At 55.7% G+C, this 14,680-nt stretch carries 14 protein-coding genes; 8 read left to right on the plus strand and 6 right to left on the minus strand.

What is annotated here, in order from left to right; translation table 11 throughout:
* The first annotated feature begins 378 nt into the window (after positions 1-378).
* A complete protein-coding gene (locus tag LA5095_RS13285) occupies positions 379-1,860 on the plus strand; it encodes a protein adenylyltransferase SelO (RefSeq protein WP_055116798.1) in 1,482 nt (493 codons plus the stop codon).
* A 31-nt stretch (positions 1,861-1,891) separates the two neighbouring features.
* On the opposite strand, the gene LA5095_RS13290 is transcribed toward LA5095_RS13285, so the two are convergent.
* On the minus strand, positions 1,892-2,482 hold the full coding sequence (locus LA5095_RS13290; RefSeq protein ID WP_055115774.1) for a TetR/AcrR family transcriptional regulator: 591 nt from the start codon (positions 2,480-2,482) through the stop codon (positions 1,892-1,894).
* A 109-nt stretch (positions 2,483-2,591) separates the two neighbouring features.
* On the opposite strand from LA5095_RS13290, the gene LA5095_RS13295 reads away from it, so the two are divergent.
* From LA5095_RS13295 to LA5095_RS13305, 3 genes are all read left to right on the plus strand, one after another.
* A complete protein-coding gene (locus LA5095_RS13295) occupies positions 2,592-3,290 on the plus strand; it encodes a PspA/IM30 family protein (RefSeq protein WP_158510374.1) in 699 nt (232 codons plus the stop codon).
* Positions 3,291-3,304: 14 nt separating this feature from the next.
* Positions 3,305-3,586, plus strand: a complete 282-nt coding sequence (locus tag LA5095_RS13300) for a YiaA/YiaB family inner membrane protein (protein ID WP_055116801.1) — start codon at positions 3,305-3,307, stop codon at positions 3,584-3,586.
* Between the two features lie 69 nt (positions 3,587-3,655).
* On the plus strand, positions 3,656-7,060 hold the full coding sequence (locus LA5095_RS13305) for an acyl-[ACP]--phospholipid O-acyltransferase (protein WP_055116803.1): 3,405 nt from the start codon (positions 3,656-3,658) through the stop codon (positions 7,058-7,060).
* 91 nt (positions 7,061-7,151) lie between these two features.
* Here the strand turns inward: LA5095_RS13305 and LA5095_RS13310 are convergent, their stop codons facing one another.
* Positions 7,152-8,516, minus strand: coding sequence for a pyridoxal phosphate-dependent decarboxylase family protein (locus tag LA5095_RS13310; RefSeq protein WP_055115778.1), 1,365 nt, complete (start codon positions 8,514-8,516; stop codon positions 7,152-7,154).
* A 38-nt stretch (positions 8,517-8,554) separates the two neighbouring features.
* Between LA5095_RS13310 and LA5095_RS13315 the strand changes: the two genes are divergently transcribed.
* The 3 genes from LA5095_RS13315 (at position 8,555) to LA5095_RS32370 (ending at position 9,977) form a co-directional block, all read left to right on the plus strand.
* The gene (locus tag LA5095_RS13315) at positions 8,555-8,908 is read left to right on the plus strand and encodes an ArsR/SmtB family transcription factor (protein WP_055115780.1); all 354 of its coding nucleotides are present in this window, start codon (positions 8,555-8,557) and stop codon (positions 8,906-8,908) included.
* 120 nt (positions 8,909-9,028) lie between these two features.
* Positions 9,029-9,463, plus strand: coding sequence for an HIT family protein (locus tag LA5095_RS13320; RefSeq protein ID WP_055115782.1), 435 nt, complete (start codon positions 9,029-9,031; stop codon positions 9,461-9,463).
* Between the two features lie 169 nt (positions 9,464-9,632).
* Positions 9,633-9,977 (plus strand): hypothetical protein, encoded by a 345-nt coding sequence (locus LA5095_RS32370; protein WP_144435980.1) that lies wholly within the window; start codon positions 9,633-9,635, stop codon positions 9,975-9,977.
* A gap of 15 nt (positions 9,978-9,992) precedes the next feature.
* Here LA5095_RS32370 and LA5095_RS13330 read toward each other — a convergent pair whose 3' ends face one another.
* Genes LA5095_RS13330 through LA5095_RS13340 form a run of 3 tightly spaced genes read right to left on the minus strand, consistent with a single transcriptional unit; the run spans position 9,993 to position 11,799 of the window.
* Positions 9,993-10,643, minus strand: coding sequence for a glutathione S-transferase family protein (locus LA5095_RS13330; protein WP_055115786.1), 651 nt, complete (start codon positions 10,641-10,643; stop codon positions 9,993-9,995).
* Between the two features lie 32 nt (positions 10,644-10,675).
* The gene (locus LA5095_RS13335) at positions 10,676-11,041 is read right to left on the minus strand and encodes an AzlD domain-containing protein (RefSeq protein ID WP_055115788.1); all 366 of its coding nucleotides are present in this window, start codon (positions 11,039-11,041) and stop codon (positions 10,676-10,678) included.
* On the minus strand, positions 11,038-11,799 hold the full coding sequence (locus LA5095_RS13340; RefSeq protein WP_055115790.1) for an AzlC family ABC transporter permease: 762 nt from the start codon (positions 11,797-11,799) through the stop codon (positions 11,038-11,040). Before LA5095_RS13340 ends, LA5095_RS13335 begins: the two co-directional genes overlap by 4 nt.
* Before the next feature lie 214 nt (positions 11,800-12,013).
* On the opposite strand from LA5095_RS13340, the gene LA5095_RS13345 reads away from it, so the two are divergent.
* Positions 12,014-13,885: a WG repeat-containing protein gene (locus LA5095_RS13345; RefSeq protein WP_144435981.1), complete on the plus strand. Its 1,872-nt coding sequence runs from the start codon at positions 12,014-12,016 to the stop codon at positions 13,883-13,885.
* A 16-nt stretch (positions 13,886-13,901) separates the two neighbouring features.
* Here LA5095_RS13345 and LA5095_RS13350 read toward each other — a convergent pair whose 3' ends face one another.
* Positions 13,902-14,606, minus strand: a complete 705-nt coding sequence (locus LA5095_RS13350; RefSeq protein ID WP_055116805.1) for an SDR family oxidoreductase — start codon at positions 14,604-14,606, stop codon at positions 13,902-13,904.
* Positions 14,607-14,680 lie beyond the last annotated feature (74 nt).

A 14,680-nucleotide genomic window follows, 5' to 3' on the forward strand; every position in this document is an offset into this window, starting at 1 on the left:
CAAATCTTGAGTTATAAAAAAATCAGAAAATGCAACACCTAAAAATACCCTGGGTTGAGCACTTGAAATTATACAATATTTTGAGTGCCATTTAAAGTTAGGCGCAAGCAAGAATACAACCAAGTCGCGGGTTTTTTACAACTCAACTCCAAAAAATTCATGTTTTTCAGTAAATTAAAAGATTTCTGTCAGCATCATTCCTTTGCATCCAGGATTCACAAAGAAGGACGACGGTCACTGTCCCTGAATATGCCGAGGCGATATACAAACGATCGATGCAGACGTGATGTGCACACCGAGGGGGAAATTCGGACACAGCTCCTTATATTTTGCTAGGTAACGACTTGAGCACCTCAGGTGAACACCAGGACAGAATTCATGACCGTCAATGCACCACTCTTCCAGTTCGACAATTCCTACGCACGTGACCTTCCGGGTTTCTATGTTGCGTGGGAGGGTGCAAAGGTTCCAGCACCCAAGCTGGTGCTCTTCAACAGGAAGCTTGCAGAAGAACTCGGGCTGGACGGTGCGGCGCTTGAAACGCCGGATGGCGCGGCGATTTTTGCGGGATTGAAGTGTCCGGATGGCGCATCTCCCCTGGCACAGGTTTACGCGGGACATCAGTTCGGAGGCTTTTCGCCGCAGCTGGGCGATGGCCGTGCACTCCTCGTCGGAGAAATCATCGACAGGGCTGGGAAGCGTCGCGACATCCAGTTGAAGGGATCGGGCCCGACACCCTTCAGCCGCGGCGGAGACGGTAAGGCAGTCATAGGGCCCGTCTTGCGGGAATACATCATGGGTGAAGCCATGCACGCCCTCGGCATCCCCACAACGCGTGCCCTTGCCGCTGTCACGACTGGTGAAACGATCTACCGGGAAGGTCCCAAGCCTGGCGCTGTCCTGACACGGATTGCAAGCAGTCATCTTCGCGTTGGCACGTTTCAGTTTTTCGCTGCACGTGGCGAAACCTCCAAGGTTCGACAGCTCGCTGACTACGCAATTGCGCGCCATGACCCTGACCTCGAAAACGAAGACGACCGTTACCTGAAACTTTTCTCCCGGGTGATGGAACGGCAGGCCAGGCTGATCGCACACTGGGTGCTGGTTGGCTTCATCCATGGCGTCATGAATACTGACAATACAACGATATCCGGGGAGACGATCGATTACGGTCCATGCGCATTCCTCGACACCTATGATCCTGCGGCGGTCTTCAGTTCAATCGATCATGGCGGTCGCTATGCTTTCGGCCGGCAACCGGTAATAGCTCAATGGAACCTGGCGCGCCTGGCTGAAGCCATTCTGACCCTGATCGATCCGGATGATATCGACAAGGCGGTGGAGCGCGTCAGCGAGGAACTCGGACGTTTCCCGGATCTGTACAAGACGGCATGGCTTGCCGGCATGCGCAGGAAAATCGGCCTTGAGACAGTCCAAAGTGACGACCTGCCGCTGACCGAGGACCTGCTGAGCCAGATGCAGGCACAAAAAGTGGATTACACGCAGTTGTTTCGAAACCTGGCAGATGCAGCGACCGGTGACGAGAAGGCACTTCGCAAGCAGTTTGAAGAGCAGGAAGGCATTAATGTTTGGCTGAAGCGCTGGAAGGACCGATTGCAAAGGGAAACGACAACGTCAGACAAGACACGCGACGCAATGAACAGGGTCAACCCGGTCTACATCGCCCGAAACCACAAGGTCGAAGAAGCCCTCGAGGCAGCCGAAACCGGAAACTATGAACCCGCACGGCAACTAATGGACGTACTTGCCACACCTTTCACCGAACAACCTGGCATGGATGCATATTCCGGCCCGGCACCTGTTGAATTCGGTCCATACAAAACATTTTGCGGAACCTGAGAAAAGATCACTCCAGCCTGATTTGGGCTTGCTACTTCGCCGCCAGCCTCTCAACCAGGAACATCATTTCCCGATCCATCTCGTCGCCCGGCAGGCCGACGAACCGTTCTTCAAGACTGATGGACACAAGCCCGTGGAGCGCTGAAAAACAGGTTCGGGTGCGTGCAGCCAGCAGGTCTTCAGTAAGGTCGGGATTGAGTTTCTTCAGCGGAACAGCCACAAAAGTCAGAAGATCGACCGTCCCCTGGATGTGGCTTTCAGGCACTGGGCGGCCATCGGGCAAATGATGCGTGAACAGCGTCACCCACAAGTTTCGATGCCGGCGAGCGAATTCCAGATAAGTGCGCGCCAGCGTTTTCAGCTGGTTTATCGGATCCTCGATACCCTCGATCGCATTTGACATGTCGGTTTTGATACGCTCCAGCGTGACGGTATCAACAGCCGCGATCAGGGCATCCTGATCTTCGTAGTGCTTGTATACCGATCCGACCGAATATCCTGCTTCGGCGGCAATCCTGCGGATTTGCACGGCTTCCATTCCACCCGCCTCGACGGCCCTTATCGCAGCTTCAAGGACCCTTCGCTGGGTTTCCTCGCTTTTGGCTCTTTGAATTCCCGGCATTAACCAATCCTCGTACTTAAAAGTGAACTCAGTTCATTTTTTTCTTGACCTAGCGCACTTGATGTGGCTTTGTCAAATAGTGAACATTGTTCATTTTTATGGAGGAAAGATGTTCGAACCACTCATATCTCAACTGAAGGCATTGTTTGAAACAAGTGCCCAGACCGGCAGACAGCAATCATCGATAACCTCGCTTGGCTGGAACGTGCGTGACGCTGCAACTTCCCTCAGGGCTGCACAGACTGCCTTGGCCAGAGCCAAGGCAGAACAGCACCAGGATCGCAACCGCCTCAGGCAGATTTCAGTATCCATCGAGGATCTGGAAAACCGGGCACGGAACGCACTTCTCAAGGGTGTCGAAACACTTGCACGCGAAGCTGCCGAAGCCATTGCGGTACTGGAAGATGAAAAGGCAGCCCTAGAGGCCGCCATCCTCAAATTCGACGAGGATCTCTTGACCCTGACGGACCAGTTGCACCGGGCTCAGGGCAGGCTGCGCGCGCTCAAGCGCGGCGAACGAACCGCAGAAGTCCGACAGCAGATCCAAAAGGCCCAGTCACTCGGCGCCGTTGCAGGCCAGTCCGCTCTTGTCAGGGCCGAGCACCAGCTGGACGACATTCTGCAAGAGCAGGAGCGCGACCAGTTGGCAGACCGGGCTTTCGCGGAGCTCTCGCCCGCAGAAAGACCCGAAGTGTTGATCGAGAAACTCGCCGATGCCGATTGCGGCGATCCGGTCCGCATCCGGGCAAACGATGTTCTTGGCCGGTTGAAAGCCGAACTCCCCCTCCTGATCGAAACTGACAAATGAGAAAGGACAATCCCATGCAGGACGCACTCGCAAAACACTCCCAGAACTGGATCATCTTCACCTGGGTCAGCTTTGGCATAGCCGCGGTCATGATGGCCCTCGGGATTTACAATCTGGAAGCCAGTTTTTCGGCCAAGGGCTTTTACACCATGGCCGCGATCATGCTGGTGCACACCTCGATCACGCTCACCAAGACGCTGCGCGACCGGGACGAGTCCGAGAAACTTCACCACCGCATTGAAGATGCCAAGACAGAAAAGCTGCTTTTGGACATCAACAGTCCCGAGCAATCCTGATTTCCAACTGTTTTCCGCGGGTGGTTGCCAGCAACCACCCGGATGGAGGTGACCTTGAGCAAGCCATTGATGACTTCAAAGCGGTTCGCACCGCTGTTCTGGACCCAGTTCCTGTCCGCTTTCAACGACAACTTCCTGAAAAACACACTGGTATTTCTGGTGCTGTTTCAGGTCACGTCAACCGGTGCTCAAACAGGTAACACGGGCGCGCTGATTGCTCTCACCGGTGCGATTTTTATTGCGCCATTCCTTTTCCTGTCGGCAATTGGCGGTGAGCTTGCAGACAAGTTCGACAAGTCTCGAATAGCCAGGCTCTCAAAGGGTATTGAAATCGCCGGGGCACTCCTGGCAGCAGCTGGAATGCTGCTTTCATCCCTCCCGTTGCTTTTCGCCGCACTTTTTCTGTTCGGTGCGATGTCGGCGATATTCAGTCCCGTCAAGTACGGTCTGTTGCCGGAACACCTCGCAAACTCGGATTTGCCACGGGCAAATGCCTGGGTTGAAACCGGAACCTTTCTGGCGATCCTGGGAGGAACAATTTCGGCCGGCATGATCTTCAGCTCCGGTGCTCCCGCTGCTGCCTTTGCTCCGGTCATGCTTGTGCTGGCCTTAGCCTGCTATGCGACAAGCCGCAGGATTCCATCCGCCCCTGCCGCCGCTCCGGACCTGAAGATCGACTGGAATATCGCGACGTCGACCTGGCGCATCCTTGCCAACCTCGCAACGGACAAACGCCTGTTCCGCGTAGCCCTGATGAATGCCTGGTTCTGGCTGATCGGTGCAACGGTACTCGCGTTGCTGCCGCTGATGGTCAAGGATGTCCTTGGCGGGAACGAAACAGCCGTTACCTTTTTCCTGACGGTCTTTGCCGTCTCCATCGGCATAGGTTCCGCGCTGGCCGCCTGGCTGTCCGCGGGGCGCGTGGTGCTGCTGCCGGCCGCTTTTGGAACGGTTTTGCTTGCTGTCTTCTGTTTCGACAGTGCCTGGACCCTTTCGACCCTCTCGGCAACCGGATCTCCGGCAAACCTGTCAGCATTCCTCAAGAGCGACGGTGTGTTTCGTCTGACGATCGATATGGCCGGGCTGGCAATCTCGGGCGCTCTGCTGGTCGTCCCGACCTTCACCGCCCTGCAGACCTGGGCCACGCCGGAGACACGAGCGCGCCGCATAGCAGGAACGAACGCCCTTGGGGCAGCCTTGATGACCCTTGGTGGTCTTGCACTCGCCGGAGCACAAAAATTCGGCGTGTCCATACCGGCAATCATGGCATGTCTTGGCCTTCTGAACGCGATGGCAGCCATTATCATGATGAAAGTTCTGCCGACAAATCCGCTGCGAGACGCGGTTTCGATCCTCTACCGCGCAATATTCAGGGTCGAGATCAAAGGCATTGAGAACCTTGAAAAAGCCGGTGAAGCCCCAATTCTGGCGTTGAACCACGTGTCCCTCCTGGACGCCGGCCTTGCGCTGACATTGGCTGACAAGACCCCGACCTTTGCAGTCGATTACGAAATCGCCCAGCGCTGGTGGGTTCGTCCGTTCCTGAAACTGGCAAATGCCCTTCCGATCAACCCGGCAAAACCCATGGCAACACGGTCGCTGATCAAGGTGGTGAAGTCCGGTGAACCGATGGTGATCTTTCCAGAGGGCAGGCTTACAGTCACCGGATCGCTGATGAAGGTTTATGACGGCGCTGCCATGGTAGCCGACAAGACCGGGGCCATGATCGTTCCGATCCGCATCGACGGCCTCGAAAAAACACCCTTTTCCTATCTGAACCCGAACCAGATCCGCAAACGACTGTTTCCGAAAGTGAGAGTTACCATCATGGAACCGAAACGCCTGGAGTTGCCGGAAGACCTGAAAGGCCGGAAGCGCCGCGCCGCGGCAGGAAGCGAACTCTACCAGATCATGTCCGACCTGATGTTCGAAACCAGCCGCGCCGACGACAAGACCATACTGGACGAGGTCTTCAAAACCGCAAAGGAACGCGGATATTCTGAACTCGCTCTTGAAGATCCCCTGTCCGGCAAGTTGAGCTATGGCAAATTGTTGACAGGCATTTCCGTCCTTGGTCGCAAGATCCTGGCTTTGGCAGCCAATAAGGAAACCCTCGGGGTCATGTTGCCGAATGCCAATGGATCCGCGGTCACCGTTCTGGCTACGATGTCCGCGGGCAAGGTACCGGCGATGATCAATTTCACCGCCGGCCTGGAAAACGTGCTGTCCGCCTGCCGAACGGCAAAGGTCAAAATTATACTCTCCTCGCGCACGTTCATTCGCCAGGCCAAGCTTGAGGCACTGGTCGAAGGCCTGGAGCCTCATGTCAGGTTCATCTGGCTTGACGAAGTACGCAAGGAAATCAGCCTTCTGGACAAATTGAGGGGCTTGAGCATGCGCAAACGTCCCCTCGTCAGCCGGACCGGCAACGATACCGCCATTATCCTGTTCACCTCCGGTTCGGAGGGAACGCCGAAAGGCGTCGTGCTGACACACAGGAACATTCTGGCCAATGCCAATCAGGCAGCTGCACGGATTGATTTCTCTCCGTCTGACAAGGTCTTCAATGTCCTGCCGATGTTTCACTCCTTCGGCCTGACGGCGGGAACAATTCTGCCCCTGATTTCAGGTGTACCGACCTTTCTCTATCCATCGCCTTTGCACTACCGGATCATTCCGGAGCTGATCTACAGTTCCAACGCAACGATCCTGTTTGGCACCGACACATTCCTGAATGGGTATGCCCGGGTCGCCCATGCCTACGATTTTCGGTCGCTTCGCTATTGTTTCGCCGGCGCTGAACCAGTCAAACCCTCGACACGACAGACCTACATGGAAAAGTTCGGTCTCCGCGTTCTGGAAGGCTATGGAGTCACGGAAACCGCACCGGTCATCGCGATCAACACCCCCATGTTCAACAAGCCGGGTACGGTCGGCAAACTGATGCCGGGTATGTCCGCACGCCTTGAACCCGTGCCGGGTGTGGAAACCGGTGGTCGGCTATTTGTGGCAGGGCCCAATATCATGGTCGGATATCTCAAGTCGGACAATCCGGGCGTCGTTGAACCGCTGGTCGATGGCTGGCACGATACGGGAGACATCGTTGAAATAGATGAAGATGGCTACATCACGATCAAGGGCCGTGCAAAGCGCTTTGCCAAGATTGGCGGCGAGATGGTTTCGCTGGCAGCCGTCGAGGCAATCGCTGGGCAGGTCTGGCCCGACCATCTGTCAGCGGTCGCAGCAGTCAAGGACCCACGCAAGGGGGAGAAGCTCATTTTGATCACCGAGTGCCCAACTGCAACGCGATCGGATTTTCTGCAAGCTGCAAAAAAACGCGGCGCGCAGGATCTGATGATCCCGGCAGAAGTCCAGGTGGTGCAGAATGTGCCCGTCCTCGGGTCAGGCAAAATCGACTTTTCAGGCGTCAACAAACTGGTATCTGAAAGACGTTCCGCCGAACAAGCCGCCTGATCTCGCCGTACTCCGCATCCCGCGCGAACCGCGGGATGCATCCCTGTAACGTCGTTTCCGTCGCGTACGGCCTTGAAGTCCGCGATCGTCCCTATGAAACCAGAACCGCGTCCTTCGCGCTCGCGATTGCGGAAATCAGCCGGTCGACATCTTCATCGGCCGTGGTCCAGTTCGATACACTTATCCGAAAGCCCTTTTTCCCCTGCCAAACGGCAGGGCCGAACCAGGCTTCACCAGAATTCTGAACGTGGGTGGCAATATCGGAGCACGCGTCTTCATTTCCTGGAAGCGTTGCGAACACCTGATTGAAATGAACGCTGTGCGGAACCTCAAAACCCAGTGTCTTAAGATCTTCAGAGATTCTGACCGCATGATCGTGAAACCGGGTCACCATTTCACACACACCGCTGCGTCCAAGGGACAAAAGCGCGGCCCAGGTTTCCGCGCCGCGCGCAGACCTGCTGAATTCGGGTGCCCGGTCGGACGGGCCTGGATGCGTCGCCGGCAGATATCCTGCTCCTATTGCCATAGAGGCCTCCATCTCATGTGGATGCCTGCAAAGCGCAATTCCCGCGTCATAAGGTGTGTTCAGCGTCTTGTGTGCGTCGACAACCCAACTGTCGGCAAGCTCGAGACCGTCATACGTATGCCGCAAAGGCTCCAGAAGCCGTGCCCAGAGACCGAATGCACCATCAACGTGAAGCCAGGCGCCAGCTTCCTGGCATCTTGTACCCAGACCCTTGAGCGGATCGACGGAACCCGTGCAAACATTCCCTGCCTGGGCGAGCACAATCGTTGTGTCATCAAGTTCCGGCAGGTCACATAGCTTCAGGCGGCCCTGGTCATCGACATCGACCCACTCGATCGTATCGGTGGCCATGCCTGCCATCCGAACCGATTTCAGGACGGTCGCATGGATCTCCGAGCTCGCAACAATCCTGAGAACAGGTGCGCCCAGAAGGCCCATGCCTCGATAGTGCCCCTGGCGGCTCAAGAGCGTATCCCGTGCCGTCACCAGAAGCGTTAGATTTGCCATCGTTGCTCCGGTGGTGAAGGCACCGGAAGTTTCAGCCGGCAACTGCAGGAGATCGGCGATCCAGGAAAGCGCAATGTTTTCCATCTCTAGAACCGACGGCCCCGTCAGTTGATCTGCCACCTGATCCCAGGCTGACAGCATGACGCGCGCGCCGGAAGCCGCCGGCAGGGTCCCGCCGATGACGTAACCGAAATATCGCCCGGCAGTCGACGCAACCGTCCCCTCACCGCCGATCGTTTCCATGAGGTCGAGGACCGCCATTTCGCCTAGTCCCGTTTCCGGCAAACCGGGGTCAAGGTCAGACAGTCTGGATGTATCCGCGTTGACCTGTCGCTTCCCGATTTGCCTGAGGTAAGACGCGCCTCGTTCGGCGCCGCTGGAAAAGGCTTCCGCAAGACGTTCAAGAGAGCTACTTTGCATGCTGGTTCATCCATCTATATCGAGGAGTTTCTATATAGATGAATATCAATATAGATGCGAAGTCAAGTTCCTCCCTGATGTCAGCTCTCGCAAGCCCGATCAGACTGCAGATCCTGCTTTGGCTTCTGGATCCACGCCCGCACTTTCCAGAGCAACGCGATGGCGATCTCGTCGAGGACGGTGTTTGCGTCGGGTTCATCACCGACAAGATCGGCTTGTCCCAGCCAACGGTCAGTTCACACATGAAAAAACTTGCCGATGCCGGGCTGGTCACCGGCAAGAAGTTCGGAAACTGGATGTTCTACAAACCCGACAGGGTGCGCCTTGCCGAACTTGGCAGTGCATTGATTGCGGTATCACGGGCAACACCGCGGAGCCGTTCGCAATTGTGACCGGGCGTCAGGCGAACCGGGACGGTGATTTCCCTTGCTCAGTCCTGGCCTCTGCGATTAGTCTCCGCGCAAGGAATCTGCACCACAGAGCCCGTCGAATTTCAACTGGAATTTCCATAAATGTCCGCTGCTAAATATGACGACCAGAACGTTTTCGCCAAAATCCTGCGTGGTGAATTGCCGAGCCACAAAATCTATGAAGACGACAAGACCTTGGTGATCATGGACATCATGCCGCGCGGAGACGGGCACATTCTAGTGATCCCAAAGGCACCTTCCCGCAACATTCTGGACATCGAGACGGATGATCTGAACGCCGTTATGGCGACTGTCCAGAAAATGGCGCATACCGTTATCAAGGCGTTCGGAGCCGACGGTACGACCATCCAGCAGTTTTCTGAACCAGCTGGTGGACAGGTCGTGTTTCACACCCACGTGCACGTCATTCCCAGGTTTGAAGGCATCTCGTTAAAGCCCCATACTGGTGAAATGGCAGACAACGACCTTCTGGCAGGCCATGCGGAAAAAATTCGCAAAGCGCTCGCCGCGCGGTAGTCCATACGTTGCATCCCGGACAAGGTGCGCAAGGCTCTTCACCTTTCAAAAATCCTGCGTCCTGGATCTGTTTGATTCTGAAGGGCGTTACGTTCCCACCTGGGAAGGCACCGGGATCCGGGGAAACCACCGCATCGCCTATGAATTCGTCGTCCGTCAACTGAGACAAATGGAGCTGACGCGGACGGACACCCCTCCGGTTTGGGCATATGAAGCTGAACCCAAGGAACTTGACCTTCTTGCCGAGGCCCTTTTGTCGGATCACGAATTGTCCAGGTCCGAATATGTCACCATCGAACTGATGGTCCCGGAGAAATTCATTTTGCGAACAGCCTACGGTGCCTGGTGCAAACTCTATTTTTCGTGCCTTGAAACCGGTGAGATATCGGACGACGGGTCCTCGTTGGCAGTCGACCCGGAACAAGAGAACCATGAAACAGTCCAGGCGATCCTGCCTCATATTCTGAGGTCATGGGTGGTTACCGCCAAACCTCTTCGGCTGCAGCATACGTGAAGTCAGTCTCCAGCCTCAGGTTATTCCCGCAGCTATGGCTGCTTCCTCCTGTTCCCTTGCCAGATTCTGGTCTTCCTGGAGAACCTTGACGACCGCCGGTCTTTCAAAGTACCGGGCCGTATATCTCTTGAATTCATCCAATTCAGGCACAATGCCGAACATGATGCCCCATCTGAGACCCATCGCCCAAAGAACATCGAGTGCCGTCAGCCTGTCACCAAGTACATAAGGGCCTTTTGCGATCTGCGCTCTCATATTCTCGATGACCGTGTCGAAACTTCCATAGGGTGACATTGGCCGTGGCGGTTCTTCCCGTTTCAACGCACGATCAACCAGCGCAGGCTCGAAGCACGACGCCATGTAGACGAACCACCGCAAATATGGTCCGCGGCGCGGATCATCGAGAGCCGGCGTGAGGCCCTTTTCGGGAAACAGGTCAGCGAGGTAAATGTAGATGGCAACCTGTTCGGTGATAACGGCCTCTCCAAACCTTACCGTCGGCACCTTGCCTGCCGGATTGACAGCCAGAAAGCCGGACTGCCGGTTCTCTCCAAGTTTGAAGTTCAACACGTTCAGCGTGTAGGGAGCACCCAGCTCTTCCAGCAGAACACGAACGCCGGTCGCTCGGGTTTGAGGAGCGTAAAAGAGTTCTACTTGATCCGCCATTGCAATCACCTGATTTCGGGAGTGTCTGCTGGTTACCAGACTACCCTATCAAGCAGCCACCAGCCACCGATCAAAAAGGCTTCTGCGGCCAGAACGCCGACAACGACTTTTTGGCGGGAGATTAAAAACGCAGAGAATCCGACACATGTCGCTGCAATACGCAGCCACATCGGCGTCTCGCTCAAAATGCCTTGCGGAAACAGGATCAACTTGGAGATGAGTCCGGCAACAAGCGCCGTTGCAACGCAGCGCACCCAGATCAACAGTTCACTGTCTTCCCGGAGTCTGCCGCTGGCGAAAACGCCGATCCAGCGCCAGACATCGGTTGCCAGCCAGCCCGCGACCAGTATCATGACATAGGGCCACCACCAGGTCTCGCGTATCAGGCCTTCCGTCATGAACGCCCTCCACGCAGCACTCTCATGCCGAGGTAAGTTGCCGTGCCGCCTACCAAACCTGTCCATAACAGGTCCAGGCCAGGCAGGTAGAGGAAAAAGACCGGTCCGAGCGCCAGCCCGACAACCATCGCGATCTTGTCGACGTTCAGTCGCGCCGCGCCCCACAGCGAGCACAGGAAGTAAACAGGTGTGAGCAGCACCAGTGCTCCTGCCACCACATCCGGCATTCGTTCCACTGCCATGTAGGCAATTCCTGTCATGCAGAACACGAACGACGTTACCGATGCACCGAAGCCGGTGAAATACGGCAAGCGCGCCTCACGTGGGAGGTCCGGCAGATTGCGCATGGCAAACACCCAGGCAGTCACCGCAACAAAATGCGAGGCGATGAGAAGATGCCAGGTTTTTGTCTTTCCCGGCACCTTCACCATCGGCATGAGCGCCATCGTCATCGGCATGAGACGCACCGACGCCAGCGCAACAGCTATGGAAGCGGGAATGAGGCCCATGCCCGAAGAGAGCGCGCCGGTAAGAACAACGATGGACGGCAATGCCCAGATGAGACCCGTCATCGCCAGGGTTTCAGGAAGTGTCAGCCCTGTTTCGCGCGCGAGCCCCGCATAGCCGACAAAAGCGGCCGTCAGGATCAATGCCGGTATCGAGATCGCCGCCCGTGCGCCCAGCAGAAACCATTGCCTGCCGGTTCTCGGCGGCTCGTCAGGCAAATTCGATTGCTCGGTTCCCTCAGGAACAGTCATTGGAAATGGACTCGAATATCAGAAAGTAAGGTAGCCTTATCTTTTTCAACGCAACGTGTCCAGACCCGGCCAGTCGCAAGCAAGAATTCCGCACCGCCAGTGGACGTTTAGCCATTTACAACAATGGCATCATGGACACACAACCCCTGCCCGCATTTTGCCAAAATCACCACACTAAATTGAAAGAACTGAGTGGTGTCCAGAGGGTTTCAAAGTGGCAAGAAATTTATTGTTTCAGGTCATGTATGTCGCGGCGTTTCTGGCAGCTGTGAGCGGTGCGAAGGCGAAGGAACCGGTGTTGGTTCCAAGTTGCGGAGGAACTTTCGATCTTTGTGGCTATATCGAACAGCAATCTGAAAAGCTAAGAATTCCCTACACGTATCAGGATGTCGGAGTGTTTCAAGACGGGCTTGCCGCCGTCAAGATTGACGGAAAATATGGATACATCGACCGCACCGGCAGAGTGGTGATTGCTCCGCGCTACGACCTTGCCGGCCGATTCGATGCCGGCCTTGCGGAAGTTTTCATCGGCAAACTGGCCGGGCTAATCGACCGTAACGGGAAATTTGTAGTCGAACCCCGGTTCGGGCGCGTCTACCGCTTCACAAGCGACACTCTTCTCGCCACCGATACGCCCCGGATGCCCAATGTCGACATGGCCCACGAGATTGACTGGGGACCGACCCTACATCAGGAATACACCGACGGCTTCGGCCTCTACCATATTGAAAAAGGATGGATTTCAGACAAACGATACTATGTCGAGAAATTTGACGAATCCTCCAGGGGCCCAATCTGGGCTTCTGAAAACGAGCTCAAAGACGCCAAATTCGGATTGCTGCGTACCGATGGGACATGGCAGATCACGCCGCGCTACCGTTCGGTTTCACAGCTATCGAACGGTCTTGCCGTCGTGCGGGGGTTCCCGGTCAGGGATGGCGAACCCGCCCTGTTTGGAGCCGTGGACGAAACCGGAGAACTGGTTTTCCCGCTGAAATTCGGTGGTATTGCAGGTTGGAATGGTCAATATGCATCGGTACGCAAGCCAGGAGAGGAAAACAGGTACGGCCTCGCTTCGCGTGACGGAAATCTTCTTGCCGGACGTTACTTCGACAGGGTTTCAATTCCTATGGACGGCCGGCTTCCGCGCGTCCTAGAGGGAAACCGGTGGCACAGCGTCACCCCGGACGGCGAACTCGTGACCGACGAGCGACACGGATTTGTTCACCAGACCTGCCCGGGCGGATTGAAATTGTTCGAACAACACGGATTTCTTGCCATTTCGCACCCGAAAATCCCGAAGCCTTTGGTGACCGGACAGGCAACAAGCTATCTCCGACCATCAAACCACCGGGTTTGCGAGAAACACTTGTCGCTCAGATTTGGCAAGGATCAGTACAAGGTCATTACCCAGGATGGCCAGGTTTTCCCACCCACGGGCTGGTTCGACAACGACGTCTACTTTGGTGAGGAGACAGCGTTGGTTTCGCTGAACGGCAAAAAGGGCGTCATCAACAAGGCGGGTGATTTCATAATTCTGCCAGTCTACGATTCCATCGCTGAGGAACGCGTTAAAAAGCCAGTCGCTGCCAAAGAAAACGACATTGGGCAGATCCCGCGGATATATCGGGTTAGGCAAGACAACCGCACATTCTGGATCGATGCCGGGAACAACGAAATCGACGTTTATGAAGAAGAGCCGACGCAGTCAGAGCGAGAGAAGATCCTCATTTGTGGGAAGGTGCTTCAAAGATTCGAGAAAAACGGACGCTGGGGCATGAAAGGACCGGAAGGCGAAACACTGATCGAACCGAGATATCTTGCCCTGACATGTTTCAAGCGCGGTTTTGCATGGGGTGTTCCTTTCGACCAGAACAGATGGTGCCCGATAACCCCGGACGGGAAAGAAACCGAGCGTTCTCTCTGCCGAAACTACATCAAGGTCACAGACGGCATGAAAACCCGTCCTGACAGTCTTTCAAGAGATTCCTTTCTCAACAGTCTTCTGTGGCTGCGCGCCCAACTCGACTACGCCCAGGGCAAACGGCTTATCCCCCCACGCACGCTGAGTACCTCGCTATACTGACGGCGGTCGGTCAGTATCAGACCGACCGCGTCAGTCCTCCATCGATACGGATATTCTGACCCGTTATGTAGGCCGCCTCATCGCTGGCCAGATAGGAAATCAAACCGGAGACTTCATCGGACCGGCCATAACGGCCCATCGGGATACGCTCGCGCCGGTCGTCCTTTTCCGGAAGACTGTCGATGAAACCGGGAAGGATGTTGTTCATCCGCACGTTCTGCGCCGCGAACTTGTCGGAAAAGAGTTTCGTGAAGCTGGCAAGTCCGGCACGGAACACACCGGAAGTCGGAAACATCGGGTCGGGCTCGAAAGTGGCAAAGGTGGAGATGTTGAGTATCGTCCCGCCTCCCTGCTCCGCCATGATCGGGGCAACGATCCGGCTCGGACGTATGACATTCATCAGGTAGTAGTCCATTCCCCGATGCCAGTCCTCGTCGGAAATTTCCAGGATGTCACCCTTGGGACCATGACCCGCAGAATTTACAAGAACATCAATTTGGCCAAAAGTTTCCAGGGATTTTTCAACAAACGACTTTAAGTTTCCCGGCTCAAGATTGGAGCCTGTGTATCCGAATCCGCCAAGCTCCTTGGCAAGCGCCTCGCCCTTTCCCGACGATGACAGGATTGCGACTTTCATGCCATCAGAGGCAAGGCGTCGCGCAGCGTCGGCACCCATTCCGGACCCGCCCGCTGTAATCAGGGCAACTTTTGTATCGGACATGTTCAACTCCTGTTCGGCTTTGTCCCAAGTTAGGAAATCCTGGAACAGTCGACCAACAAATTTGTCGAATGGAA

The sequence above is a fragment of the Roseibium album genome (assembly GCF_001404515.1).
GTDB lineage: Bacteria > Pseudomonadota > Alphaproteobacteria > Rhizobiales > Stappiaceae > Roseibium > Roseibium album.

Excerpts from the sequence above, each read along its gene's own strand:
- LA5095_RS13285 (WP_055116798.1), top strand. The coding sequence starts at position 379 with ATGACCGTCAATGCACCACTCTTCCAGTTCGACAATTCCTACGCACGT.
- LA5095_RS13290 (WP_055115774.1), bottom strand. The coding sequence starts at position 2,482 with ATGCCGGGAATTCAAAGAGCCAAAAGCGAGGAAACCCAGCGAAGGGTC.
- LA5095_RS13295 (WP_158510374.1), top strand. The coding sequence starts at position 2,592 with ATGTTCGAACCACTCATATCTCAACTGAAGGCATTGTTTGAAACAAGT.
- LA5095_RS13300 (WP_055116801.1), top strand. The coding sequence starts at position 3,305 with ATGCAGGACGCACTCGCAAAACACTCCCAGAACTGGATCATCTTCACC.
- LA5095_RS13305 (WP_055116803.1), top strand. The coding sequence starts at position 3,656 with ATGACTTCAAAGCGGTTCGCACCGCTGTTCTGGACCCAGTTCCTGTCC.
- LA5095_RS13310 (WP_055115778.1), bottom strand. The coding sequence starts at position 8,516 with ATGCAAAGTAGCTCTCTTGAACGTCTTGCGGAAGCCTTTTCCAGCGGC.
- LA5095_RS13315 (WP_055115780.1), top strand. The coding sequence starts at position 8,555 with ATGAATATCAATATAGATGCGAAGTCAAGTTCCTCCCTGATGTCAGCT.
- LA5095_RS13320 (WP_055115782.1), top strand. The coding sequence starts at position 9,029 with ATGTCCGCTGCTAAATATGACGACCAGAACGTTTTCGCCAAAATCCTG.
- LA5095_RS32370 (WP_144435980.1), top strand. The coding sequence starts at position 9,633 with ATGGAGCTGACGCGGACGGACACCCCTCCGGTTTGGGCATATGAAGCT.
- LA5095_RS13330 (WP_055115786.1), bottom strand. The coding sequence starts at position 10,643 with ATGGCGGATCAAGTAGAACTCTTTTACGCTCCTCAAACCCGAGCGACC.
- LA5095_RS13335 (WP_055115788.1), bottom strand. The coding sequence starts at position 11,041 with ATGACGGAAGGCCTGATACGCGAGACCTGGTGGTGGCCCTATGTCATG.
- LA5095_RS13340 (WP_055115790.1), bottom strand. The coding sequence starts at position 11,799 with ATGACTGTTCCTGAGGGAACCGAGCAATCGAATTTGCCTGACGAGCCG.
- LA5095_RS13350 (WP_055116805.1), bottom strand. The coding sequence starts at position 14,606 with ATGTCCGATACAAAAGTTGCCCTGATTACAGCGGGCGGGTCCGGAATG.